The following is a 24958-nucleotide window of genomic DNA, read 5'->3' as shown; positions in this document are numbered from 1 at the left end:
AGAACCGGTTCATGACCGACGCCGCGATCCATGACGACACCCGAGGCGAAGAGGTTCCCGCCTCTCGCGCCCCTCAACTGGCGCTGAGCGAAGAGCTGATGGCCTCGCCCAGCCGGTTCTTCAATCGCGAAACCTCATGGCTGGCGTTCAACGAACGCGTGCTGGAAGAAGCGGCCAACCCCAATCACCCGCTGCTGGAGCGGCTGCGGTTCCTGTCCATCTCGGCCAATAATCTGGACGAGTTCTTCATGACCCGCGTCGCCGGCCTGAAGGGTCAGTTGCGCGAACGTCTGCGCGTCCTGTCCGCCGACGGCCTGACGCCCGCCGAACAGCTGGAGCGGATCAACATCGCCGCTGGCGAGCTGATGGCCGAGCAGCAGCTGCGCTGGCGTCAGCTGAAGAAGGAGCTGACGGTCGCCGGCATCGAGATCGTCGATCGTCAGAAGATCACCAAGACCGAGCGCGAGCGTCTTGAACCCGAGTTCCTGAACCAGCTCTTCGCCGTCCTGACGCCGCTCGCCATCGACCCGGCCCACCCCTTCCCCTTCCTGCCCAACCTCGGCTTCTCCCTGGCGCTGAAGCTGAAGCGCAAGGGCGAGACCAAAACCTTCTACGCCCTGGTGCCGGTGCCGACCCAGGTGCGTCGGTTCTGGGAACTGCCGACCGACGGCCGCTCCACGCCGGGGCACAAGCGGTTCATCACACTGGAAAACGTGCTGCTGCTGTTCATCGATCACCTGTTCCCCGGCTGCGAGGTGCAGGAAAAAGGCGTCCTGCGCCTGATCCGCGACTCGGACATCGAGATCGAGGAAGAGGCCGAGGACCTGGTGCTGGAGTTCGAGGAGGCGCTGAAGCAGCGTCGCCTGGGCTCGGTGGTGCGGGTCAAGATCGAGGCGTCCATGCCTGTCGATCTGCGCGACTTCATTGTCAGCGAGCTCGAGGCCGCGCCCCAGGACGTGGTTCTGGTCGACGGCATGCTGGGTCTGGCCCAGCTGTCGGACCTGATCCCCGGCGGCCATCCGGACCTGAAGTTCAAGGGGTATGAGCCGCGCTATCCCGAACGCGTACGCGACAATGGCGGCGACGTCTTCGCGGCCATTCGCGAAAAGGATCTGCTGATCCACCACCCGTTCGAGAGCTTTGACGTGGTGGTTCAGTTTCTGCGTCAGGCGGCGCGCGACCCCAACGTCATCGCAATCAAACAGACGCTGTATCGCACCTCGAAAGACAGCCCCATCGTCGCCGCCCTGATCGAGGCGGCCGAGAACGGCAAGAACGTCACCGCCCTGGTCGAACTGAAGGCCCGCTTCGACGAAGAGGCCAATCTGCGCTGGGCGCGAGCGATGGAGCGGGCCGGCGTCCACGTCGTCTTCGGCTTCGTCGAATATAAGACCCACGCCAAGGTCAGTGTCGTGGTCCGGCGCGAGGGAGAGGGCTTGCGCACCTACTGCCACTTCGGCACCGGCAACTATCACCCCGTAACGGCCAAGGTTTACACCGACTTGTCGCTGTTCTCCTGCGACCCCGACCTGGGGCGCGATGCGACGCGGGTGTTCAACTACATCACCGGCTATGCGACGCCGGACCACCTCGAAGCCTTGGTCGTCTCGCCGCTGAACATGAAGGCTACGCTGATCGAACTGATCGGTAAGGAGATGTCGGCCGCCGCCATGGGCAAACCCGCCGCCATCTGGGTCAAGCTGAACGCCCTGGTTGATGTCGAAATCATCGACGCCCTTTACCGGGCCAGCCAGTGGGGCGTGCGGATCGATCTGGTGGTGCGCGGCATCTGCTGCCTGCGTCCCGGCGTGCCGGGTCTGTCGGAGAATATCCGGGTCAAGTCGATCGTCGGCCGCTTCCTGGAACACAGCCGCATCGTCTGCTTCGCCAACGGCAAGGACCTGCCGCACGACAAGGCCAAGGTCTTCATCTCTTCGGCCGACTGGATGACGCGCAACCTGGATCGCCGGGTCGAGCTGATGACGCCGATCCGAAACGCCACCGTCCACGATCAGGTGCTGGACCAGATCATGGTCGCCAATCTGAAGGACGATGCACAAAGCTGGGTGCTGGACGCCGAAGGGCGCTATACACGCGTCACCCCCGCCGATCCTGAGCGGCCCTTCTCGGCCCACAAATACTTCATGACCAATCCCAGCCTGTCCGGGCGCGGCCGCAAGGCCAAGAGCCTGCCCGCCGTCCTGCGCTACGAGCGTCCAGGCCGCTGATGCCCGACATCGCGCTTACCGACCGCGACATCGCCGCGATCGACATCGGTTCGAACTCGGTTCGCCTGGTCCTGTACCGGCTGGAAGGCCGCGCAATCTGGACCGTCTATAATGAGAAGGTTCTGGCCGGCCTGGGCCGCGACCTGCCGACGACCCGCAAACTGTCGCCCGAGGGCGTGGTCATGGCGATGACGGCGCTGCGCCGTTTCGCCGCCGTTCTGGAAGGCGTGCGGCCTGACGCGACCCTGATCGCCGCCACCGCCGCCGTGCGCGAAGCCCTAGACGGGCCGGAGTTCTGTGAACGGGTCGCCGCCGAGACCGGCCTCCAGATCCGCGTCCTGTCGGGTGAGGAAGAGGCCAAATATGCGGCCATGGGCGTCTTGGCCGGCGCGCCCCTGGCTCACGGCGTCTCGGCCGACATGGGCGGCGCCAGTCTTGAGCTGACCCGGCTGAACGGAGACGGCGTCGAGAACGGTCTGACCCTGCCGCTGGGTCCGTTCGCTCTGGCTGACGGCAAGGCCTTCGACGCCGAGCGCATCAAGGCCCGTATCGATCAGGCCCTGAAACCGATCGCAGGCCAGTTCAAGAGCGAGCGTCTCTACGCCGTGGGCGGCGCCTGGCGCACCCTGGCCCAGGTGCAAATGGGCCTGAAATCCTATCCGCTGAAGGTTGTGCATCAGTATCAGATGTCGGCCGATGAGGCGTTGGAGACCGCGCGTCTGGTGGCGCAACAGTCGGCAGCCAGCCTGGCCAAACTGCCCGGCGTGTCGAAGAAGCGCGCCGAGACCCTGCCCTACGCCGGCCTGGTGCTCGAGGCGTTGATCAAACATCTGGGTCTCAAACAGATCGAGATGTCGGCCTGGGGCGTGCGCGAGGGCCTGCTGTTCGAGACGCTGGACGAGGCGACGCGCACAGCCGATCCGCTTCTGGCCGGCTGCACCGCCCTGGGCGGTCGTCAGGGCGTGGCACCCGCCCTGCCCGGCGCGCTCAACGGCTGGATTTCCGAAATCGTCGCCGCCCTGCCCGAGGTGTTCGGCGAGAAGCGCGACGCCGTGCTGGTCAGCGCCGCCTGCCGTCTGGCGGACCTGGGCGCGCGGCTGCACCCGGATCACAGGCTGGAGCTTGTTTTCGACCAGGTGCTGCGCGCGCCCGTCGCCGGCATCAGCCACACGGAACGCGCCTTTTTGGCCAGCGCCATGAACGCCCGATACGGCGGCGCGCCCGCCACGCCTCAGCCCGAGGTCATCGACCGCCTGCTCGACGCCGCCGCCGCCAAGCGCGCCCGCGCCATCGGTCTGGCGATCCGTCTGGCCTGCGATCTGTCCGGGCGCTCGCCCCAGCTGATGGCCAACGCCGCCGCCAAGGTCAAAGGCGGCGACCTGCGCCTGACCGCGACCGAAGGCTACGCCGACGTCCTCCTGGGCGAACAGACAAAGAAGCGCGCCAAGGCCCTCGCCGAGGCGATGGACCTGGGGCTGAAGATTTGAGCTCGAAGTCTCCTCCCCTCTTGGTGGGGAGGTGGCGCGGCGCTTCTTCAGCGCCGTGACGGAGGGGTTCTAAGCCGCATCGCAGGCGGCTGTGGGACTTCAAGAGCCCCTTACCGCTCAGCCTGTTCTCGGGCTCGCCTTTGGCGAGACCCCGGGGGCGGTCCCCCTCCCATTGCATGGGGAGGAGACATTCTCCCTACTCGATCTCGACGACTTCCACCCGCGCGCCGTTCAGCACAAGGGCGATCTCGCCGCGCTTCAGCTTCAGCGCGTCCTCGCCGAAGATCTGGCGGCGCCAGCCCTTCATCGCGTCGATGTCGGCATCGTCGCTGATGGCGATCTTTTCCAGGTCCGACACGGTGGCGATCAGCTTGGAGGCCACGCCGGCGTTGTCGCTCTTGGCCTTCAGCAGCACCTTCAACAGCTTCACGACCGACGGCGGGGCCGGCTGGCGGTGGGCGGGGCGCTCCATCTCGGGCGCAAAGGCTTCAGGATCGGCCAGAACCCGTTTCAGCTCCTCGGCCAGTTCCAGACCCAGCCGTGAACCGCCAAAACCCTTCGGCACCGAGCGCAGGCGATTGAAGGCCTCGACATCCGTCGGGGTCTGTTGGGCGATCTCGTCGATGCCCTCGTCCTTCAGAATGCGGCCGCGCGGCTGGTCGCGCTCCTGCGCCGCCCGCTCGCGCCAGACGGCGACGGCCTTGAACGCCGCCAGATATTTGGCCGAGAACTTCTTGGGCTTCAGCCGCTTCCAGGCGTTTTCGGGATTGGTGTCGTAGAGGGCCGGATCGGTCAGGCTCTCCATCTCCGACATCACCCACTCCAGCCGGCCTTCCTTCTGCAGCCGGTCGCGCAGCTTGGGATAAAGCGCCGCAAGGTGGGTCACGTCGCCCAGCGCATAGACCAGCTGGTTCTCCGACAACGGCCGGCGCGCCCAGTCGGTGAAGCGGCTGCCCTTGTCCACCTCGATACGCAGCATCTGCCGCACCAGCGAATCATAGGCGACCTGCTCGCCGAACCCGGCGGCCATGGCGGCGACCTGGGTGTCGAACATCGGCTTGGGCATGCCCCCCAGGCGCACGAAGATTTCCACGTCCTGTCGGCAGGCGTGGAAGACCTTCACGATCTTCTCGTCGCGCAGCAGGTCCAGGAACGGCTCCAGATCCAGCCCCTCCGCCATCGGGTCGATGATGGCGGCGTGATCGGCCGAGGCCGCCTGAATCAGGCAGAGCTTCGGCCAATAGGTCGTTTCCCGCATGAACTCGGTATCGACCGTGATGAAAGGAGCGTTGGCTACGCGGGCGCAGAAATCGGCCAGCGCCTCGGTGGTGGTGATCGGCGTCATTCCGATGCTATAGCCCCGCGCATCCTACCTGTGGCAAGAGCCGCGCTGCATTTCCGCCCCGATTCAGGCCCGAGATCCCATGAGCGACACCCAAAAGCCTCTCGAAAACGGTCTGACCTACGCCGATGCGGGCGTGGACATCGACGCGGGCGAAATGCTGGTCGAACATATCAAGCCGCTGGCCAAATCGACAGCGCGCCCCGGATCGGAGCCTTCGCTGGGCGGATTCGGCGCCTTGTTCGACCTCAAGGCCGCCGGCTTTGAAGATCCGCTGATCGTAACGACGACGGACGGCGTCGGCACCAAGCTGAAGATCGCCATCGAGACCGGCCGTCACGACGGCGTCGGCGTCGACCTGGTCGCCATGTGCGTCAACGACCTGTTGGCCCAGGGCGCCGAGCCCCTGCTGTTCCTCGACTATTACGCCACCGGCCGGCTTGAGATCGACGCCGCCCGCCGCGTCGTCGCCGGCATCGCCGAGGGCTGCCGCCAGGCCGGCTGCGCCCTCGTCGGCGGCGAGACCGCCGAAATGCCGGGCATGTATACCGAAGGCGACTACGATCTGGCCGGCTTCAGCCTGGGCGCCGTCGAGCGCGGCCACGCCCTGCCCTATCTGGATCGCCAGGCGGCCGGCGACATCATCATCGGCCTGGCCTCCACGGGGCCGCACTCGAACGGCTATTCGCTGGTGCGCAAGGTGGTCGAGAAGTCGGGTCTGGCCTGGGGCGACGACGCCCCCTTCGCCAAAGACCGCTCGCTGGCCCAGGCGCTGATGGAGCCCACTCGCATCTATGTGAAGCCGGTCCTGCCGATCATGAAGGCGGGCCTGGTCAAGGGCGCGGCCCATATCACCGGCGGCGGGCTGATCGAAAACCCGCCCCGCTGCATCGCCGAGGGCCTGCAGGCCCGCTTCGACTGGAACGCCTGGCCCATGCCCGCCGTCTTCCAGTGGCTGGCCGAAACCGGCGGCATCAGCGACCACGAAATGCGCCGCACCTTCAACTGCGGCGTCGGCTTCATCCTGATCGTCTCGCCCGAGAACGCTGAGCCGGTGCTGGCGGCCCTGCTCAACGCTGGCGAAGTCGCCTTCGTCTGCGGACAACTGGAAGCGGCCTAGGCCGCCTCCAGCCCGGCTTGGGCTATCGCGCCCCGCCGTTCGCCGTCTCGCTGTAGAAGCGGGACAGATCGGCGTGCAGCTTCACCAGGGCGTCGTGGCTCAGGTACATCATGTGCCCGCCCTCATAGTAGGTGAACTCCAGGTTCGGCCGCAGGCTGGGCTCCAGCATCATCTGGGCCAGGTCGAACTCGGTCGAGAAGAAGGGCGTGGCGGCGTCGTAATAGCCGTTCAGCGACATGACCTTCAGATACGGATTGCGCCGCATCGCCGTGGCCAGATCGATGGCCGTATTCGGCGTGGTTTGCGGCCCTCCGACCGGCGGACGGTGGCTCCAGTTCCAGTTGAAGCCCGGCAGGCCCCGCGCCGACATCCGGTATTCGACGTCGGTCTTGTAGTTCAGTTCGTTTGCCACATAGTCGCGGAAGATGCCGAAATAGGCCCCCGTCACGGCCGAGCTGGACGGATCATCCTCCGGCTCGCCGCCCGCCGCATCCTCGTCCAGACCCATGTAGCGGGTGTCCAGCCGCCCGATCGTCTGGCGCCGGTCGCGCAGCAGTTCCTTGCGGAAGGCGCCGAGGTCCACGCGCATATTCGCGTTGTCGATGAAGGTGGTCGACAGGCCGGTCAGTTCGCTCATCTGACGCACGATGTCCGCGCGCTCGGCGTCAGAGATCATGTGCCCCTTGGCCAGAGCAGAGGCATACGGCCCCAATGCGAAGTCACGCGCGCGCTGAGCCTGTTCCTCGACCGTCGCGGCCGGGTTCGCCAGCTTGCGATGATACCAAGCCGTCGCCGCATAGGTCGGCAACAGGGTGACGAAGTTCTGCGGATAGCCTGGCTGACGCACGCCATAGTTCATGATCGACGACAGCAGCACCACGCCGTTCAGCGACATCCCGCGATCTTCAAGCTGGAACGCCACCGCACCGGTGCGCAGCGTGCCGTAGGATTCGCCAATGATGTATTTCGGGCTGGACCAGCGGCTGAACTTGGTCGTGTAGCGCATTATGGCGCGGGCGAAGGCGTCGGCGTCTCCGTCCACGCCCCAGAAGGTCGAACCCGGCGTTTCGCCCAACGGACGCGAGAAGCCCGCGCCTACCATGTCGATGAAAACCAGGTCCGTCTGATCCAGCAGAGTCTGGTCGTTCGGGCCGAAGGCGAAGGGCGCCGGCCGCACCACGGTCGGCTCATCGGTCTGGACCCGCATCGGCCCAAACGAGCCCATATGCAGCCACACGGTCGGCGAGCCTGGTCCGCCGTTGTAGAGATAGGTCACCGGCCGCGTTCCGACGGGCTGACCGTCCAGCGTATAGGCGGTGTAGAACAAGCTCGCGGTCGGCATACCCGCATCGTCGCGGATCGTCAGCGTGCCCGCCGTCGCCTTGTAGCGCAGAGTCTTGCCGTGGGCGTTGACCGAATGGGCCGTCGCGACCTCGGTCTCCTCGACCGGTGCGCGCGCCCAATCCTTTTCGATCGCCTCGGCGTTGGCGTTGCGGAACCGGTCGGTTGCGGATCGCATCGCGGCGCCCCCGCCATTGTTGCTGCTGCTGTTAGTCCCGCTTTCCTGGGCCAGCGCCGCCACGGGCGCGCCCAGCATCGCCGCGATGGCCGCGAAGCAGATCAGTCTGTTCATGCGATAGTCCCCTGTACGCGCCGACCCACGACCCCTCGCCATGCGGTCGGCGTTACACGCTAACGCCCGAATCCAGCCGACAACAAGGGCGGATCGCGTTTGAAACTTGCCAAGCGTCGCCCGCGCCGTCATGCGAAGCGCCATGTCGCCCCAAGCCGCCCCGCCCGTCCGCGTCGCCGTCCTGATCTCGGGGGCGGGCTCCAACATGGCGGCGCTGATCGACGCCGGTCAGGCGCCGGACAGCGGCTATGAGGTCGTGCTGGTGCTGTCGAACATCGAGGGCGCGGGCGGTCTGGCGATTGCGGCGGCCAAGGGCGTGGCGACGGCGACCGTGGCGCACAAACCGTTCGGCAAGGATCGCGAGGCGCATGAGCGGGCGGTCGACGCCGTCCTGCGCGACGCCGGCGTGGAGATCGTTGCGCTGGCCGGCTATATGCGTGTTCTGACCCCCTGGCTGGTCGGCGGCTGGCGTGAGCGCATGCTGAACATCCACCCCAGCCTGCTTCCCCTTTATCCCGGCTTGGACACCCACGCCCGTGCGATCGCCGCCGGCGACGCCGAGGCCGGCTGCACGGTCCATCTGGTGACCGAGGGCGTGGATGAAGGCCCGATCTTGGGCCAGGCGCGCGTGCCGATCGTCGAGGGCGACACGGCCGAGGCCCTAGCCGAACGGGTCAAGACGGCGGAGCATCAGCTTTACCCGCAGGTGCTGTCTGACTTCTGCCGAGACCTGCCCCGCCCTTAGCGGCGCGAAGATTACAAAAACGTCATGCGACAGACCGCCGCACCGGCGCAATGGTGCGCCCGACCTCAATCGGGACCTTCTCTATCCATGACTCGCATTCGTCTGATGGCCGCCTGTTCGGCCTGTATCGTCGTCGCTCTGACCGGCGGCGCGGCCTCGGCCCAGGACGCTTCGGCCCAGAACGCTTCGGACCAGCATTCGCACGGCATGGCCGGCGCGGCCCACAGCCCCTTCGGCGCCTGGGGCTTCGATCTGGCCGGTCGCAACACCTCGGTGAAGCCCGGCGACGACTTCAACGAATACGCCAACGGAACCTATCTGCGCACGACCGAGATTCCGGCCGACAAGTCGCGCTTCGGCCCGTTCGACGTCCTGTATGAGAACGCCCAGTCCCAGCTGAAGTCGATCATCGAGACCAGCGCCGCCAATCCCGCCAACGAGAACGCCCGCAAGGTCGGCGCCCTGTACGCCAGCTTCATGGACGAGGCGAAGATCGAGCAGCTGGGCGCAACGCCGCTGGCCGCCGACCTCGCCGCCGTCAAGGCGGTCACCGACCACGCCGGCATGGCGCGCCTGATGGGCGAGAGCCATTCGGGCTTCGGCGGCTCCCTGTTCGGCATCGACGTGTTCGAGGATCTGAAGAACCCCAATCTGAACTCGGCCTATCTGGGTCAGGGATCGCTGGGGCTGCCGGACCGCGACTACTATCTGAAGCCCGACTTCGCCGCCCAGCGCGAGGCCTATCTGGCCTATCTGACGACCACCCTGACCGCCATTGGCTGGGCCGATCCGGCCAAGACCGCCGCCGACATCCTGGCCTTCGAAACCAAGGTCGCCGACAAGCAGTGGACGACGGTCGAGCGTCGCCAGATCGACAAGCTGTACAACCCGGCCAAGGCATCGGACCTGGCGACCCTGGCTCCCGGCTTCGACTGGGCCGGCTTCCTGGCCGGCGCCCAGGTGTCGGACGTCGACACCCTGGTGCTGATGGAAAACACCGCCATCCCCGCCATCGCCCAGGTGTTCGCCGACACCCCGATCGAGACGCTGAAGGCCTGGCAGGCGTTCAATGTCGTCGACCAGGCCAGCCCCTATCTGTCCAAGGCCTTCGTCGACGCCCGTTTCGACTTCCGCGGCAAGACGCTGCGCGGCCAACCCGAGAACCGTCCCCGCTGGAACCGGGGCGTGGCCCTGGTCGACGGTCAGTTGGGCGAGGTCCTGGCTCAGGAATACGTCCGCCTGCACTTCCCCGCCTCGTCAAAGGCCCAGATGGAGGCCCTGGTCGGCAACATCCGCGACGCCATGACCGAGCGGCTGAAGACCCTGGACTGGATGAGCGAGCCGACGCGCGAACAGGCCCTGTACAAGATGTCCAAGTTCGGGGTGAAGATCGGCTATCCCGACAAGTGGCGCTCGTATGACGGGCTGGAGCTGAAGGCCGACGACCTGTACGGCAACGTCGAACGCTCCTCGGCCTTCGAATGGGCCTACAAGCGCGGCAAGATCGGCAAACCGGTCGATCCGCTGGAATGGGGCATGACACCCCAGACGGTGAACGCCTACTACAACCCGCCGCGCAACGAGATCGTCTTCCCGGCCGCCATCCTGCAGGCGCCCTTCTTCGATCCGAACGCGGACCCGGCCGTCAACTACGGCGGCATCGGCGCGGTCATCGGCCACGAGATCACCCACGGCTTCGACGATCAGGGCCGTAAGTCGGACGGCGACGGCGTGCTGCGCGACTGGTGGACGCCGGAAGACGCCGCCCGCTTCGAGGCGCGCGCCAAGGTGCTGGGCGACATCTACGACAAGCTGGAGCCGATCCCCGGCGTGCACGTCAACGGCGACCTGACGATGGGCGAGAACATCGCCGACCTGGGCGGCCTGCTGCTGGCGCTGGACGCCTATCACAAGTCTCTGAACGGCCAGCCGGCGCCGGTCATTGACGGGCTGACGGGCGATCAGCGCGTCTTCCTGGGCTGGGCGCAGGTCTGGCGCGAGAAGTCGCGCGAGGCGGCGCTGAAGGAGCAGCTGACTACCGACCCGCACTCGCCCGGTTCGGTGCGCGCCGCGACCTCGCCGCGCAACATCGACGCCTGGTACGCGGCCTTCGGCGTCTCCCCGGACCAGAAGGAATATATCGCGCCCGAGGCCCGCGCACGCATCTGGTAAGGGCGCCGGACGTCAGACGTAGAAAAGGCCCGGAGCGAATGCTCCGGGCCTTTTTGTCATCCGGGCTTTCGCCCGAAAGACCTAGACGGATTTAGCGGGGCTTGGTCGCCGCGCCGGCGACGGCGCCGATTGCGGCGCCGGCCACGGTCGAACCCGTGTTGCCGCCGATGACCTGGCCGGCGACGGCGCCGCCAAGGGCGCCGGTGGCGGCGCGTTGTTCCATCGTTTGGCCGCAGGCGGCCAGCAGGGCCACGACGCCGATGACGGGGGCCAGTTTGATCATGGTCTTCATGGGTCTTCTCCGGGAGACGAACGAGATAATGACCACCAAACGACAAGGCCCGCGTCCGGTTCCGGGCGCGGGCCTATATAGTCACGCTATGCGAGAGGGTTCGCTCTCGCATCGCTTTGTTTCGGCGCTACGCTCGGGACGCGGTCCCTCGCGACTTGAGCGCCTTGTTCTCGCGCACGCTCGGGACGCGGTCCCTCGCGACTTGAGCGCTTAGCCGACGATCTGGTCGTCGGTGAAGAACTGCGCGATCTCGATCTTGGCGTTGTCCTGGCTGTCCGAACCGTGGACCGAGTTTTCACCGATCGACAGGGCGAACTGCTTGCGGATGGTGCCTTCGGCGGCCTGTTCCGGGTTGGTGGCGCCCATGACTTCGCGATAGGCGGCGACGGCGTTGTCGCCTTCCAGCACCTGAACGACGACCGGCTCGGCCGTCATCTGCTCGACCAGCTCGCCGTAGAACGGACGTTCGGCGTGCACTTCGTAAAATTTCTTGGCTTGCTCGGTCGTCAGCTTGACGCGGCGCTGGGCCACGATGCGCAGGCCGGCGCCTTCGATCACGGCGTTGATCGCGCCGGTCAGGTTGCGGCGCGTGGCGTCGGGCTTGATGATCGAGAAGGTACGTTCGGTCATGGGAATTGACTTCTTGTTGGGAGATTGAGTGTCGCGGGCTTATAGCGACCACCTCCCGCGTTTCCAACCGTCCCTTTTTGCATCCCTGACGCCCGCCGCATGGCGACCTGCCGATTGAGGGACGCCGACCAACCGAAGAACCTTCGCCGCAATGCTTCAGATCACCGACCTGACCTTCAACGCCTGGGGCCGCAAGTTTCTCGTGGACGCCTCCGTCAGCCTGCCGCCCGGCTCCAAGGTCGGTCTGGTCGGCCGCAACGGGATCGGCAAGTCGACCCTGTTCAAGCTGATCCTGGGCGAGCTTCACGCCGCCGGCGACGAGATCAGCCTGCCCAAGACTGCCCGCATCGGATCGGTCGATCAGGAGCATCCGGCGACCCCCGTCAGCGTCATCGACACCATCCTTGAGGCCGACGTCGAACGCCACACCCTGCTGGGCCGGCTCGAAACCGCGGAACCGGAAGAGATGGGCGAGATCTGGTCGCGCCTGATCGAGATCGACGCCGACGCCGCGCCTGCGCGCGCCGCCGAAATCCTGGTCGGCCTGGGCTTCGACCAGGAGAACCAAACCCGGCCGATGTCGGAGTTCTCGGGCGGCTGGCGGATGCGCGTCGCCCTGGCCGCCGCCCTGTTCGCCGAGCCGGACATGCTGCTGCTGGACGAACCGACCAACTACCTCGACCTGGAAGGCGCCCTGTGGCTGGAGGCGCGGCTGAAGAAATACCCGCACACCGCCCTGATCATCTCCCACGACCGCGAGATGCTGAACGAGGTCTGCACCCACATCCTGCACCTCGCGAACCACACCCTGACCCTCTACACCGGCAACTACGACGCCTTCGAAAAGGCGCGCGCCGAAAAGGCCCGGCTGCAGCTGTCGGCCAAGGCCAAGCAGGACGCCGAACGCGCCCACCTTCAGGCCTTCGTCGATCGCTTCAAGGCCAAGGCGTCCAAGGCCGCCCAGGCCCAGTCGCGCATGAAGCGGCTGGAGAAGATGCAGCCCGTCGCCACCACGATCGAGGAGCGCGTCGCCCCCTTCACCCTGCCCTCGCCGCCGCGCCCGCTGGCCCCGCCGTTGATCCGGCTGGAGCGTGCCAATGTCGGCTATGAGCCGGGCAAGCCGATCCTGCGCAATCTGAACCTGCGCATGGACCTGGACGACCGCATCGGCCTGCTGGGCGTCAACGGCGCGGGCAAGTCCACCTTCGCCAAGATGATCGCCGGCGCTCTGGACGTGTCCGAGGGCGAGCTTCACCGCGACAGGAAGATGCGCGTCGGCTGGTTCCACCAGCATCAGATCGAGGCCATGGACCCGACGGACACGCCGCTGGAAATCATCCGCCGCGCCATGCCGGACGCGCCCGAAAGCGCCCGCCGCTCCAAACTGGCCCAGTTCGGCCTGGGTTATGAGAAGCAGGAGACCACCGTCGACAGCCTGTCGGGCGGCGAACGCGCCCGCCTGCTGCTGAACATGGTGGCGATGGATGCGCCCCACGTCCTGATCCTGGACGAACCGACCAACCACCTGGACATCGACAGCCGTCGCGCCCTGCTGGACGCGCTGAACGACTACAACGGCGCCGTCATCCTGATCACCCACGACCGCTCGCTGATGGAGATGGTGGCGGATCGCCTGTGGCTGGCCGCCGACGGCACGGTCAAGCCGTTCGACGGCGATATGGACGACTACGCTAAGTTCGTCCTGGACCGCGCCAAACAGGCCATCGCCAAGCCCAGCCAGATCAAGAAGGAAGAGGCCAAGGCGAACTCAGGCGCCCCTCAAGCAGAGAGCGCCAATTCTTCAAAAGGCGGGGGCGCGAACGATAGGGGCAACAAGAAGCGATCCGGCCCTTCGCCCTCGACCCTGCGCCACGCGGTCAAGAAGGCCGAGGAGACCATGACCCGCCTGACGGCCGAGATCGCCCGCATCGACGACGACATGGCCACCGCCTCGGTCAGCAATCCCAAGGCCCTGGAAGGCCTGACCCGCGCCCGCGCCAAGACCGAGGCCGATCTGGCCGCCGCCGAAGCCGCCTGGGTCGCCGCCGAAGAAGCACTCGCCGAAGTCGCATGAAGCCGATCGAATTCTCCAAGGAAGAACGCGCGGCGATCACCGCCAAACTGCGCGACTACTTCGCCCGAGAACTGGATCAGGAACTCGGCCAGCTTCCGGCCGAGATGCTGCTGGACTTCATCGGCACGGAGATCGGCGGCGCCTTCTACAATCGCGGCGTCCACGACGCCCAGCAACTGGTCCAGCAGAAGGCCGAGGACATCGTCGAGGCGCTGTACGGCCTCGAACGCGCGGACCCCACGCGCTGACCGGCCCGCATCGCTGAACGGGTCGGCCCAAACGAAAACCGCCCGGCGCATTCACGCCGGGCGGTTGGATCGGTCGGCGTTTCAGGCCGGAAGGTCTTCGGCCAGGATCGCCATTTCGAACATGAACGAGCCTTCCTCGTCCTCATCCTCGAAGACGATGCCGATGAACTCGTCGCCGACATAGACCTCGGCCGAGTCATTCTGCTTGGGGCGGGCCTTCACGATGATGCCGCCGGTGTTGAAGGTGCGCTTGAGGTGCGCCTCGATGCGCTTCAGGTCGGTGTCTTTCACGGGGGGCCTCATGGTCTGGACGTTGGCGGCGGACCCTAGAGACATCGGCCGTTCAGGGAAACCGGCGCCGCGCATTTTCCCGCCTCAGAGGTACTTCATCCACCATTGCGAACTGCGCCGCTTGACCCCGCCGAACCACCGGCAGGCGAACCAGCAAGGCACGGCGATCAGGGCCGCCAGCAGCCACACCCAGCCGACGCCGGGCACGCCGAAGCCCTCCCCCTGATTGGCGCCGAACAGCATCAGGGCCGCCAGGTTCAGCAGATGCAGCCCATAGAGGTGGATCAGATAGAAGAACAGCGGCGCTCCGCCAAAGACCGCCAGCACGCCGACCAACCGCTCCGGCGCTCTTTCCAGCCCCGCCAGGATCAACGCGCCTATCCCCAGCGTCAGCAGCAGAAAGTCGGCCGACGGCGGATATTTCGTCAGGTTCAGCACGCTCATCACCGTCTGGATCGGCGTCGCCTGCACGCCCCACGGCGCATCCCCATAGACATTGATTGCCCGCAGCACGACGAACAGGGCGAGCGCGCCCAGCCCCGTCAGCACCAGACGCTTCAGCCGCGTCTTCTGCCCGCCTGCGAACCACGGCCCAATGGCGTAGCCCAGCGCCGCCACCCCGATCCACGGCAGAAGCGGATAGGAGGTTCTCGCCTGACCGCCCCAAGCTAAGTCTATAAATCCGCGATCATGCAGCACGGCCCAGATCGCATGTCCCGGCTGCCCTGCCGCGACGGTGATCGGGTCCAGCAGATTGTGCCCCAGCACGATGACCAGCCCCACGGCGATCAGCACCGGGCGTGGCAGATGCACCAGGGCCGCCAGCGCGATCATCGACAGGCCGATGGCCCAGATCACCTGCAGATAGATCAACTCGGGCGTGATCGCGAAGGTCCAGGCGAAGTTGACCACCGTCAGCTCCAGCACGACCAGAAACAGACCGCGTTTCAGCAGGAAGGCCGATGCCGCGCCGGCTCCGTTCCCGCCGCCCGCCTGCTTGTTTCCATAAAGCCAAGCCCCCAATCCCGTCAGGGCCACGAACACCGGCGCGCACAGATGGGCCGACAGCCGGGTGAAGAACAGTGCCGGCGAGGTCGTCTCCACATTCATCGGGTCCGAGACCTGGGCGTGGATGAAGAAGAACTCCCGCGCGTGATCGACCAGCATCAGCAGGATGACCAGCCCGCGCAGGGCGTCGATGGATCGGATCCGACCGACCGCACGGCTTGGCGCGGAAGTCGAAGAAGCGAAAGCGGGAACAAGCGTTGCAGCGGTTGACATCATCAGGCGGAAGCGGATAGCCGATACAGTATAACATTTCAAACGGAGCCTGCCTTGTCCCTCCTTCTGAGCTGCGCCGGCGCGTGCCTGCTGGTCGCCGCCAACGCCCCCGCCCCCGTCGCTGTCGCGGCGGTCGAGCCTGAAACGGTGGGGGAGATCGTCGTTCTGGGCCGCCGCTCGGCGCCGCGTGACTTGACCCTGGGCGCAGGAGCGATCACCGAGGCCATGTCGCCGTCCAGCCGCTCCATCGAGAATGATCTGATCAAGGCCGTGGGCGCGACGCGTCTCGCCGATGCGCTGGAACTGGTCAGCGGCGTCAGCCAGCAGAACAATCGCGGCGGCGTCATGGACAATTTCGCCATTCGCGGCTTCCTGGGCACGCCCGACGGCGGGGCGGAATATTATGTCGACGGCTTTCTGGCCAATCGCGGCATGGCCCCGCCTCGTGACCCGGCCACATCCGAGCGGATCGAAGTGCTGAAGGGGCCGTCCGGCGCCCTGTTCGGCGACATCGACCCGGCCGGACGCATCAATATCGTCTCCAAGACCCCGCGCTTTGCGCCCGCCGCCGCTTTCACCGCCACTGTGGGATCATTCGGCCTGCGTCGCGGCGAACTGGACCTGACCGGCCCGATCAATGACGCCCTGGCCGGGCGGCTTGTGGTGGCGGGCGAGACGTCTGACGGCTGGCGCGACTATGTCGGCCTGGACCGCACCGTCGTGGCGCCGTCCCTGACCTGGCGCCCCACCGATGATCTGCGCCTGACCTATGTGGGCGAGTTCACCACCTTCACGACCCTGTTCGATCGGGGGATGCCGGCGATCAAAGGCGACGCCCTGTTCCTGCCGCCCTCGAACTACTACGGCGAGCCCGGGGACGGCGTGACCCGCTTCCGCAACGAACGGCACCAGATCACCGGCGAATACCGGATCAATGACGACTGGAGCCTGAACGGCGGCGTCGCCTGGCGCGGCGGCTCGCTAAAGGGTCTTTCGAGCGACCATTCGCGCCTGGTCGGCGACCAGCTGTGGCGTCAGCGTCGCGGACGCGACTTCTCGGTCGAGGACCTGTCGGCCCGGCTGGAGCTGAACGGTTTGCTCCAGACGGGATTGGGCGTTCACAATCTCGGTTTCGGGGTGAAGGCCTATCAGCTGACCTATGGCGAGAAGTGGCTGCGCATCAATCCGACTGCGGCCAATCCCTATCCGATCAACGTCTTCAACCCCGTCTATGGCGCGGTCACGCCGCCGACACCCCTGCCCTTCACCGACAATCTGGAGACGCGCGATGTCGTCACCCTCTACGCCCAGGATCTGTGGGAGGTGAACGACCGCCTCAGCCTGCTGGCCGGGCTGCGGTTCGACGACTACGACCAGACCATCCGAAACAACCGCACCGGCGCCGTCGGTGAGGCCAGCGACACGCCCCTGAAGTACCGCCTCGCCGCCCGCTATCGCCTGACCGACAACCTGACCGCCCACGCCAGCTATGGTCAGTCGTTCGTGCTGAACTCGGGCACGGGGCGCGACGGCTCCGGTTTCGCACCCGAGGATGGCAAGGGCTATGAGATCGGCCTGGCCGGCACCTGGGACGGACTGGATCTCGCCGCCACCGTCTTCGACATCGAGAAGTCGAACATTCTGACGACCGACCCCGTCGATCCCAACTTCCTGGCCCCGGTCGGCAAGCTGACGACGCGCGGGATCGAGCTGGACGGCGCCTTGAAGATCGACGACGCCTGGCAGGTGGTCGCCAACTACGGCTGGACCGACGCCAAGGCGGACGACCGCGCCTTTGCAACCGACGCCGTGCTGAACGTGCCCGAACATTCCGGCTCGCTGTTCGTCATCGGTCGCTTCCCCACGACCCACGGCACGACCTGGTCGTTCATGACCGGCGCGGCCTATGTCGGCGACCGGGCCGGCGGCCTGGCGCTGGGCGCGCCCGAACTGCCCGCCTACTGGAAGGCCAAGGCGGCGCTGGACTATGGCCTGACGCCCCGGGTCACGGCCCGCATCGAGGTCGACAACCTGTTTGACGAGCGATACGCCGCCAGCTCCTACAGCGCCCTGTGGATCTACCCCGGCGCCCCGCGCAGCGTGCGCGCCTCTCTCAGGATCGCCCTGTGAGGCAGGCCCTCAGATGACGAAGTCGTACACCACATCGGCCAGGGTGTGATCCATGGTGCGGGCCGGTTCGGCGTTGGTCGGGCAGTTGACCAGCCGGGCCGGCACCCCCGCCACGGTGCAGCCGGACGGCACGGCCTTCAGCACCACCGAACCGGACGCCACCTTGGCGTAGTCGCCGACGTGGATATTGCCCAGCACCTTGGCCCCGGCGCCCAGCAGGACGCCTTTGCCGATCTTGGGATGGCGATCGCCGCGTTCGGCGCCCGTCCCGCCCAGGGTCACCCCGTGCAGCATCGACACGTCGTCGCCGACCACCGCCGTCTCGCCGATGACGATGCCCGTGCCGTGATCCAGAAACAGCCCCTTGCCCAGTTGCGCGGCCGGATGGATGTCCAGCTGGAACAGCTCCGAAATCCGGCTCTGGAAGTGGAAGGCCAGCGTCTCGCGCCCCTGTCCCCACAGCCAATGCGCCACGCGCCAGCCCTGCAAGGCCTGGAAGCCTTTGAAATACAGGAAGGGTTGCAACAGGTTGCGGATCGCCGGGTCGCGTTCGGCCACGGCTTGAAGGTCCGCCTCCGCCGCCTCAACCATCGACGGATCGGCCTTGAACGCCGACAGGCAGACCTCGCGCACCGACATGGCGCTCATCTCGCCGTCCGCCAGCTTGCGCGCGATCTGGAAGCTCAGCGCGCCAGCCAGGTCGTCGTGCGACAGGATCACCGCATTCATCTGCGAGCCCAGCTGCGGCTCCTCGCGCGACGCCGCCTCGGCCGAGGCGCGCAGCTGACGCCACACGCTGTCGATTTCGGTTTCTGCGACGACTTCCAGCTTGGCCATGATCGGCTCCTTCGGCGACATCATACGCGCCCCAGCAAGGCGCGCGCCAGCGCCTCGGGCAGTTCGCCGTTCATCGCCATATGATAGGCCTTGTAGGCCGTCGCCACCGTCAGGCTGTCGCGCACCGTTCCCCGCCCGACCTCGTCCAGCAGATCGACGAACGGCACGCGCACCACGGCGATGATCTCGGTGGGATCGGGATCGGTCGGCGCCGGCGACAGGCCCCAGGCGATCCAGGTCATGCCGATCTCGTCGGTGATGGAGTTCGACATCTCGACCTTCAGCGCCGGCAGCCAGTGTTCGGCCTGCAATCCGGCCTCTTCGGCCAGTTCGCGCCGGATGCCGTCGAAGGGATCCTCGTCCAGCGGCGCGCCGCCTTCGGGCATTTCCCAGCTGTAGTTGGCGTGGGCGAACCGCTGCTGGCCCACCAGGGTCACCGTCCCGTCCTCGTGCACGGGCAGGACGCCGGTCCCGACGTTCTTGAACCGCACGACGGCATAGTCGGCCTTCATCCCCGTCGGCGCCGTCGCCGGATGCCGGGTCAGCGCCATCCAGGGGCTGTCGAACACCGTCTCGTTTCCGTCGCTGCGCCAAGCCGGCGGCTTGGCCAGCCCCTCGGCCCATTTCGGTTCGTCGGATTTGCGCATGGGCCACCTATGGCGAAGACGCGGATGAAAGCCTAGCTAGACGGCATGGTCGCGCTCAACAAACCCCTGCCCCCGCCCGTTCCGTCCAAAGATTTCCGGGACCGCCTGGCCCAGCGGCGCTCCGCCCCGGCCCAGGCCCTGGTCGCGCCCGGCCCTTCCGAAGCCGAGCTGGACGAGATCCTGACGCTGGGCGCCCGCACGCCCGACCACGGCAAGCTGTTCCCGTGGCGCTTCGTCGTCCTGGGTCCGCAATCGCGCGCCGACATCGCCGCCCGCCTCGCCGTGCTGGTCGAGCTGCGCAACGGCCCGGCCAAGGATCAGGCGGTTCTGGCCAAGCTGACCGCCGCGCCCGTCACCATCCTGGTCGTCTCGACGCCGGTCGAAGGATCCAAGCCGATCTGGGAGCAACAGCTGTCGGCCGGCGCCGTCTGCATGAACCTGGAACACGCGGCTTCCGGCTTCGGCTATTCGTCCAGCTGGATCACCGACTGGTACAGCTACGACCCGCAAGGCGTCGCCCTGTTCGGCCTGACCGAGGGCGAGAGCGTCGCCGGCTTCATCCACATCGGCACGCTGAACGAACCCGCGCTGGAACGCCCGCGTCCCGACATGGCCGCCAAGGTCACACGCCTGCCGTAAGCGGGTGACATAAGGTCGCCCTACGTCGGTTTGACCTCGACCGACCCCGCCTTCCTCCCCCAAGGCCTTCGTATGGATTCCCTGTTGCAAGCCGTGGGCGATTTCATCGCCCGCAACCATATGTGGGCCGGCGTCATGTTGGGCCTGGTCGTGTTCGTCGAGTCGCTGGCGGTCGTCGGCGCCTTCGTGCCCGCCACCGGCCTGCTGGTCGCGGCGGGCGGCCTGATCGCGGCCGGCGTGCTGGACCCCGTCAATGTCATCGTCGGTTGCGTCATCGGCGCGGTGATCGGCGACGCCATCTCCTACTGGGCCGGACGTCGGCTGGGCGTACGCTTCCTCCAGCGCCCGATGTTCAAGGCGCACCGCCGCCGCATCGCCTGGACGCGCCTGTACTGCCGTCGCTACGGCGTCATGTCGATTTTCGTCGGCCGCTTCTTCGGGCCCTTGCGCGCCTTCGTGCCGCTGACCCTGGGCATGCTCCGGATGCGTCAGCGGGCTTTCCAGTTCGGCAATGTCACATCCGGGATCGTCTGGGTGCTGGCCATGCTGGCGCCGGGCTATCTCGCCGCCCAAGGCCTGGCGAAGATGGAAGTCCTCAGCGAGGCCCACGGCCCTACCCTGCTGATCGGCGGCCTCGCCGTCACCATCCTGGTCGTCGCCGTCGTCTATCGACTGGTGAAGGCTCGCATGAGCCGCAAGTCGGCCGTCATGCGCGGAGCGCTGCAGGGCCGCTGAGTTCTTCCTCCGGTCGGTGCACCAACGAGACCAGCACGACCGAGATGATCATCAGCAAAAACCAGCTGCCCAGCTTGGCCAGGGACACCATCTCCCATCCGTCCGCCTGCCCCGGATACACCCAGGCCCGCCCCAGCGTGCCCAGGTTCTCGGCGAACCAGATGAACAGCGCAACCAGGAAATACCCCAACAGCAGCGGCATCGACCGCCGCTTCCGGTCCGCCGTGAAATAGAACCATCCCCGCCCGAACAACACGGCGGTCGCGATGAACAGCGCGATGCGCACGTCCGGCAGCCAGTGATGGGCGAAGAAGTTGACGTAGATCGCCGCCGCCAGCACCCAGGTCGTCCACAGCGGCGGATACCTCCGCACCCGAATATGGAAGATGCGCTGCACCCGCGCGATGTAGCTGCCGACCGCCGCATACATGAAGCCCGAGAACAGCGGCACCGCCCCGATCCGCAGCAGACTGTCCTCGGGATAGACCCATGACCCGTGCGCGGTCTTGAACAGCTCCATGATCGTCCCCGCCACATGGAACAGGAAGATCACCCGCGCCTCTTCCCAGCTCTCCAGCCGGAAAATCAGCATCGCCGCCTGGATCACCACCGCCCCGACTGCCAGAAAGTCATAGCGCGACACCGGCGCCCCCTCCGGCCAAAGCAGAAACGTTCCCAGGATCAGGGCCAGCATCAGCCCCCCGAACAGACACGCCCACCCCTGCTTCAGCCCGAACCACAAGAACTCATAGCCGTATCGACGCGGTCGGGACCCAACCGCCCACGCCTCCGCCCGCGTCATCAGACGGCGCCCCCAGGCTTCGAGCGGAAGTGCGTGGTTCATCGCATTACCCGTGACGGCGCAGCGAAAAACTTCAAGAGCGGACCGTTCCCGCGCTGCGGAGTTTCAACCGCACTAAAGGAACCCGAGAGCGAATTTCCTGTTCGACATCAGTCTTTAACGCCTGCCGCCTTAGACTTGCCGGCCAGTAGGAGAAGCTTATGTCTTGCGCAGGCTGTAAGGATGGGGCGGGTTTCGATCTGCCGATCACCATGGCGTTCCAGCCGATCGTCGATGTGACGACCCAGACGGTCTTCGCCTACGAGGCCCTGGTGCGGGGCAAGGACGGCCGGGGCGCGGGTCAGGTTCTGTCGCATATTTCCCACGACAACCGCTACGCCTTCGATCAGCTGTGCCGCACGACCGCCATCGATCTCGCCGCCGGTCTGGATATGACGGCGGGCGGCGCCAGCCTGTCGATCAACTTCCTGCCCAACGCCGTCTATGAGCCGCGCGCCTGCATCCGCGCCACCCTGGCGGCGGCGATGCGCACCAACTTCCCGGTGGATCGGATCATCTTCGAGTTCACCGAGAGCGAGGTGATGGACACCGACCACATCCTCAACATCCTGCGATCCTATCGCGCCATGGGTTTCAAGACCGCCATCGACGACTTCGGCGCTGGCTATGCAGGTCTGGGCCTGCTCAGCCTGTTCCAGCCCGACATCGTCAAACTGGACATGGCCCTGGTGCGCGACATCGACACCAACCCGGTCAAGCGCACCATCGTGCGCAACACGCTGAACATGCTTCGGGACCTGGGCATCCAGCCCGTCTGCGAAGGCATCGAAACCCTGGCCGAACATGATTTCCTGCGCGATCTCGGCGTCGATCTGATGCAGGGCTATCTGCTGGCGAAGCCAGCGCTGGAAGCCTTGTCGCCTGTCGCCTGGCCTGACCAGGCTGCGCCTGTGGCCCTAAGCGCCTGATCGCGACAAGCCCGCCGCTGAACGGCGGCCGCGCGACCTCTGACTATCCCCGCCCGCGATAGGTGGGCACGCCCTGGTCCGGCAGCCACAGCCCCTCGGGCGGCGCGCCGGTCTGCCAGAAGACGTCGATCGGGATGCCGCCGCGCGGATACCAGTACCCGCCGATCCTCAGCCATTTGGGTTCAAGCAGGTCGGCCAGCTTGCGGCCGATGGCGACGGTGCAGTCCTCGTGGAAGGCGCCGTGATTGCGGAAACTGGTCAGATACAGCTTCAGGCTCTTGGACTCGACCAGCCAGTCGCCCGGCGCATAGTCGATGACGATGTGGGCGAAGTCCGGCTGGCCCGTCACCGGGCACAGGCTGGTGAACTCCGGCGCCGTGAACCGGGCCAGATACAGGGTGTCCGCATGCGGGTTCGGCACCCGCTCCAGCACCGCCGTCTCGGGACTGGTCGGAGCAGCGGTCTGGGCGCCGAGCTGGCTGAGGTTGTCGGTATAGTGGGTCATGCCGGGCATTTAGGCGCTTGCCGCTCAGATGAAAATCCTCCCCCCGCTGCACTTCCCTCTCCCATTGGGAGAGGGCTTGAGCGCACGGCGGCGTCAGCCGGCGTCATTGCGCGAAAGGATGAAGGTCGGATGGCGCGATCTGGCCAACCGACCGACCCTCATCCGGCCCTCCGGGCCACCTTCTCCCAACGGGAGAAGGAAGACGATCAGCCAGCCATCCTAATCCCGGACGGCTTCCCCCAAGCTTTCAACGCCTTCGCGTCGGGCAGCGTCAATCGACCGACCCTACGTCCGAACCGTCGTATGATGGCCGGTTTTTACCCGCCGTCGCCGCCTTCCCGCTTTCACTCCGCCTCCGACCCGAGATTAGACGAATTAGACTCATTTTTTCGCGCCACCGTCTGAAATCCCCGCGATTGCCTTCCCCGGCGACAGCCCGCTAAGCGTAGCGAAAGAAAACCAAAGGAGACGCCCGTGGCCATCCCCGCTTCGCTGCAAAAAGGTCTGATCCTGCCGATCATTTCGGCGCCGATGTTTCTGGTGTCCGGACCGGATCTGGTGGTCGAGGCCTGCAATGCGGGCGTGATCGGCACCTTCCCGTCGCTGAACCAGCGCACGACCGAGGGCTATCGCGACTGGATTCATGAGATCAAGGGCCGGCTGAAGCCCGAGGCCGCGGCTTTCGGCGTCAATCACATCGTCCACCCGACCAACCCCCGGCTGATGGCCGACATGATGGTGTCGGTCGAAGAGAAGGTGCCGCTGATCATCACCTCCCTGGGGGCCGTGCGCGACGTGGTCGACGCGGTCCACGGCTACGGCGGTCAGGTCTTCCACGACATCGCCAACATTCGTCATGCGCGAAAGGCGGCCGAGGCGGGCGTCGACGGTCTGATCCTGGTCGCCAACGGTGCGGGCGGCCATGCGGGCATCATCAACCCCTTCGCCCTGGTCAATGAGGTTCGCAGCTTCTTCAAGGGCACCATCATCCTGTCGGGCGCGCTCTCGACGGGTCAGGATGTGGCGGCGGCCATGATGCTGGGCGCCGACTTCGCATATATGGGCACCCGCTTCATCAACACGACCGAGGCCATGGCCGCCGACGCCTACAAGCAGATGGTCATCGACAGCGGCGCGACCGACATCGTCCATACGCCTGCCGTGTCCGGCATTCCGGCCAACTTCATGAGCAAGTCGCTGATCGAAAACGGCATCGATCCGAAGACCCTGCCCGAACACAAGCTAGACATGGGCGACGAGGCCAAGGCTTGGAAGACCGTCTGGTCCGCCGGCCAGGGCGCAGGCGCCATCCACGACGTCCTGCCTACCGCCGAACTGGTCGCGCGCCTGCGACAAGAGTTCGCTCAGGCCACGGAGGAATTCGCCATCAAGGCCGGAGCACGCTAAAGGCGGCGCCAATCCGCACCTCGCGCGTTGGAGCCCCCATGATCCGCACGACCATCCTCGCCGCCCTGTCCGTTTCCGCGCTCGCCGTCGCCCTGCCGGCCGCCGCCCAGTCGGCGCCGGCCGTGCGCGACGCCTGGTCCTTCGAACTGGGCGCGGGCACGGACAACCGCTCCAAGGATGCGTCGAAGTCCGGCAACGACGGCTACGCCTTCGGCTCGGCGACCTGGGAAAGCACTGACGGCCTGTTCTACGTCGGCCCCGGCTTCCAGACGATCCAGGCCGGCGGCTCCAACATCGAGGCCGAGTTCGTGGTCGGCTATCAACCCGAGGCCTTCGGCTATCGGTTCGACTTCAACGTCGCCTACAAGAACCGCCTCGACGCCGAGGCCGGCTATGATCAGGACGCCTGGGAGATCACCGGCAACGCCAGCCGCTCGATCGGCCCGGCCAGCGCGCGACTGCAGGTCCAGTATTCGCCCGACGCCGCCGGCTCGACCGACAGCTTCACCTGGATCGAGGGCCGCCTGGGCTGGGACTTCACGCCCCAGCTGAACGGCACGGTCGCCGTCGGTCGTCGCGAACAGAACGGCGCGCCCGATTACACCGGCTGGAACGCCGGCGTGACCTACGCCCTCACCGACGCCCTGGACCTGGACCTGCGCTACTACGACACCGACGCCCACACCTTCGGCGAGCAGTATGAGGACGCCCTGGTCGCCAAGGTCGCCTACGCCTTCTGATCGGG

Annotated in this window: 23 protein-coding genes; 13 read left to right on the top strand and 10 right to left on the bottom strand. The window is 66.4% G+C overall.

Translation table 11 applies throughout. The features are described from left to right. The first annotated feature begins 11 nt into the window (after positions 1-11). Together E7T10_RS07865 and E7T10_RS07860 are read left to right on the top strand one after the other, a co-directional pair. The gene (locus tag E7T10_RS07865; RefSeq protein ID WP_137721381.1) at positions 12-2228 is read left to right on the top strand and encodes an RNA degradosome polyphosphate kinase; all 2217 of its coding nucleotides are present in this window, start codon (positions 12-14) and stop codon (positions 2226-2228) included. After that, positions 2228-3715 (top strand): Ppx/GppA phosphatase family protein, encoded by a 1488-nt coding sequence (locus E7T10_RS07860; protein WP_137721380.1) that lies wholly within the window; start codon positions 2228-2230, stop codon positions 3713-3715. Before E7T10_RS07865 ends, E7T10_RS07860 begins: the two co-directional genes overlap by 1 nt. A gap of 196 nt (positions 3716-3911) precedes the next feature. Here E7T10_RS07860 and rnd read toward each other — a convergent pair whose 3' ends face one another. After that, positions 3912-5060 (bottom strand): ribonuclease D, encoded by a 1149-nt coding sequence (gene rnd, locus E7T10_RS07855; protein ID WP_137721379.1) that lies wholly within the window; start codon positions 5058-5060, stop codon positions 3912-3914. A gap of 79 nt (positions 5061-5139) precedes the next feature. On the opposite strand from rnd, the gene purM reads away from it, so the two are divergent. Then, positions 5140-6177 (top strand): phosphoribosylformylglycinamidine cyclo-ligase, encoded by a 1038-nt coding sequence (gene purM, locus E7T10_RS07850; RefSeq protein ID WP_137721378.1) that lies wholly within the window; start codon positions 5140-5142, stop codon positions 6175-6177. Positions 6178-6199: 22 nt separating this feature from the next. Here the strand turns inward: purM and E7T10_RS07845 are convergent, their stop codons facing one another. After that, the gene (locus E7T10_RS07845) at positions 6200-7810 is read right to left on the bottom strand and encodes a S10 family peptidase (protein ID WP_137721377.1); all 1611 of its coding nucleotides are present in this window, start codon (positions 7808-7810) and stop codon (positions 6200-6202) included. Positions 7811-7952: 142 nt separating this feature from the next. On the opposite strand from E7T10_RS07845, the gene purN reads away from it, so the two are divergent. Both purN and E7T10_RS07835 read left to right on the top strand, forming a co-directional pair. Next, positions 7953-8555: a phosphoribosylglycinamide formyltransferase gene (gene purN / locus E7T10_RS07840; protein WP_246845964.1), complete on the top strand. Its 603-nt coding sequence runs from the start codon at positions 7953-7955 to the stop codon at positions 8553-8555. An 87-nt stretch (positions 8556-8642) separates the two neighbouring features. Next, positions 8643-10727 (top strand): M13 family metallopeptidase, encoded by a 2085-nt coding sequence (locus E7T10_RS07835; protein WP_137721376.1) that lies wholly within the window; start codon positions 8643-8645, stop codon positions 10725-10727. Between the two features lie 91 nt (positions 10728-10818). Here the strand turns inward: E7T10_RS07835 and E7T10_RS07830 are convergent, their stop codons facing one another. Beyond that, positions 10819-11019, bottom strand: a complete 201-nt coding sequence (locus E7T10_RS07830; protein WP_017504673.1) for a YMGG-like glycine zipper-containing protein — start codon at positions 11017-11019, stop codon at positions 10819-10821. Between the two features lie 210 nt (positions 11020-11229). Continuing rightward, on the bottom strand, positions 11230-11649 hold the full coding sequence (ndk, locus tag E7T10_RS07825) for a nucleoside-diphosphate kinase (protein ID WP_017504672.1): 420 nt from the start codon (positions 11647-11649) through the stop codon (positions 11230-11232). A gap of 151 nt (positions 11650-11800) precedes the next feature. Here ndk and E7T10_RS07820 point away from each other — a divergent pair, with 151 nt between their 5' ends. Together E7T10_RS07820 and E7T10_RS07815 are read left to right on the top strand one after the other, a co-directional pair. After that, on the top strand, positions 11801-13723 hold the full coding sequence (locus E7T10_RS07820) for an ABC-F family ATP-binding cassette domain-containing protein (RefSeq protein ID WP_137721375.1): 1923 nt from the start codon (positions 11801-11803) through the stop codon (positions 13721-13723). Further along, entirely contained in the window at positions 13720-13971 is a 252-nt protein-coding gene (locus E7T10_RS07815; protein WP_137721374.1) for a DUF2164 domain-containing protein, read from the top strand. The genes E7T10_RS07820 and E7T10_RS07815 overlap by 4 nt, the downstream gene beginning before the upstream one ends. Positions 13972-14052: 81 nt before the next feature. On the opposite strand, the gene E7T10_RS07810 is transcribed toward E7T10_RS07815, so the two are convergent. Next, positions 14053-14274 (bottom strand): DUF3126 family protein, encoded by a 222-nt coding sequence (locus E7T10_RS07810; protein WP_039243756.1) that lies wholly within the window; start codon positions 14272-14274, stop codon positions 14053-14055. Positions 14275-14346: 72 nt separating this feature from the next. Further along, complete coding sequence (locus E7T10_RS07805) at positions 14347-15546, bottom strand: DUF1624 domain-containing protein (protein ID WP_137721373.1); 1200 nt, start codon at positions 15544-15546, stop codon at positions 14347-14349. Between the two features lie 51 nt (positions 15547-15597). On the opposite strand from E7T10_RS07805, the gene E7T10_RS07800 reads away from it, so the two are divergent. Further along, positions 15598-17673, top strand: a complete 2076-nt coding sequence (locus E7T10_RS07800) for a TonB-dependent siderophore receptor (protein ID WP_137721372.1) — start codon at positions 15598-15600, stop codon at positions 17671-17673. 9 nt (positions 17674-17682) lie between these two features. On the opposite strand, the gene cysE is transcribed toward E7T10_RS07800, so the two are convergent. Both cysE and E7T10_RS07790 read right to left on the bottom strand, forming a co-directional pair. Then, positions 17683-18510 (bottom strand): serine O-acetyltransferase, encoded by an 828-nt coding sequence (gene cysE / locus E7T10_RS07795; RefSeq protein ID WP_045810141.1) that lies wholly within the window; start codon positions 18508-18510, stop codon positions 17683-17685. A 20-nt stretch (positions 18511-18530) separates the two neighbouring features. Then, a complete protein-coding gene (locus E7T10_RS07790; RefSeq protein ID WP_137721371.1) occupies positions 18531-19157 on the bottom strand; it encodes an NUDIX hydrolase in 627 nt (208 codons plus the stop codon). Between the two features lie 45 nt (positions 19158-19202). Between E7T10_RS07790 and E7T10_RS07785 the strand changes: the two genes are divergently transcribed. Together E7T10_RS07785 and E7T10_RS07780 are read left to right on the top strand one after the other, a co-directional pair. Further along, positions 19203-19796 carry a nitroreductase gene (locus E7T10_RS07785; protein WP_137721370.1) on the top strand — a complete coding sequence of 198 codons (594 nt, stop codon included), beginning with the start codon at positions 19203-19205 and terminating at the stop codon, positions 19794-19796. 72 nt (positions 19797-19868) lie between these two features. After that, complete coding sequence (locus E7T10_RS07780) at positions 19869-20531, top strand: DedA family protein (RefSeq protein WP_137721369.1); 663 nt, start codon at positions 19869-19871, stop codon at positions 20529-20531. On the opposite strand, the gene E7T10_RS07775 is transcribed toward E7T10_RS07780, so the two are convergent. Next, positions 20503-21375, bottom strand: coding sequence for a DUF817 domain-containing protein (locus tag E7T10_RS07775; protein WP_137721368.1), 873 nt, complete (start codon positions 21373-21375; stop codon positions 20503-20505). The genes E7T10_RS07780 and E7T10_RS07775 overlap by 29 nt on opposite strands. A 158-nt stretch (positions 21376-21533) precedes the next feature. On the opposite strand from E7T10_RS07775, the gene E7T10_RS07770 reads away from it, so the two are divergent. Further along, positions 21534-22301 (top strand): EAL domain-containing protein, encoded by a 768-nt coding sequence (locus tag E7T10_RS07770; protein WP_137721367.1) that lies wholly within the window; start codon positions 21534-21536, stop codon positions 22299-22301. Between the two features lie 43 nt (positions 22302-22344). On the opposite strand, the gene queF is transcribed toward E7T10_RS07770, so the two are convergent. Continuing rightward, positions 22345-22806 (bottom strand): preQ(1) synthase, encoded by a 462-nt coding sequence (queF, locus tag E7T10_RS07765; protein ID WP_055805377.1) that lies wholly within the window; start codon positions 22804-22806, stop codon positions 22345-22347. A 474-nt stretch (positions 22807-23280) separates the two neighbouring features. Here queF and E7T10_RS07760 point away from each other — a divergent pair, with 474 nt between their 5' ends. Continuing rightward, on the top strand, positions 23281-24213 hold the full coding sequence (locus tag E7T10_RS07760) for a nitronate monooxygenase family protein (RefSeq protein ID WP_039247523.1): 933 nt from the start codon (positions 23281-23283) through the stop codon (positions 24211-24213). A gap of 38 nt (positions 24214-24251) precedes the next feature. Further along, a complete protein-coding gene (locus E7T10_RS07755; protein ID WP_137721366.1) occupies positions 24252-24953 on the top strand; it encodes a TorF family putative porin in 702 nt (233 codons plus the stop codon). Positions 24954-24958: the final 5 nt, after the last annotated feature.

The organism is Brevundimonas sp. SGAir0440 (assembly GCF_005484585.1).
Lineage (GTDB): Bacteria > Pseudomonadota > Alphaproteobacteria > Caulobacterales > Caulobacteraceae > Brevundimonas.
This window is presented reverse-complemented; position numbering and strand designations above follow the sequence as displayed.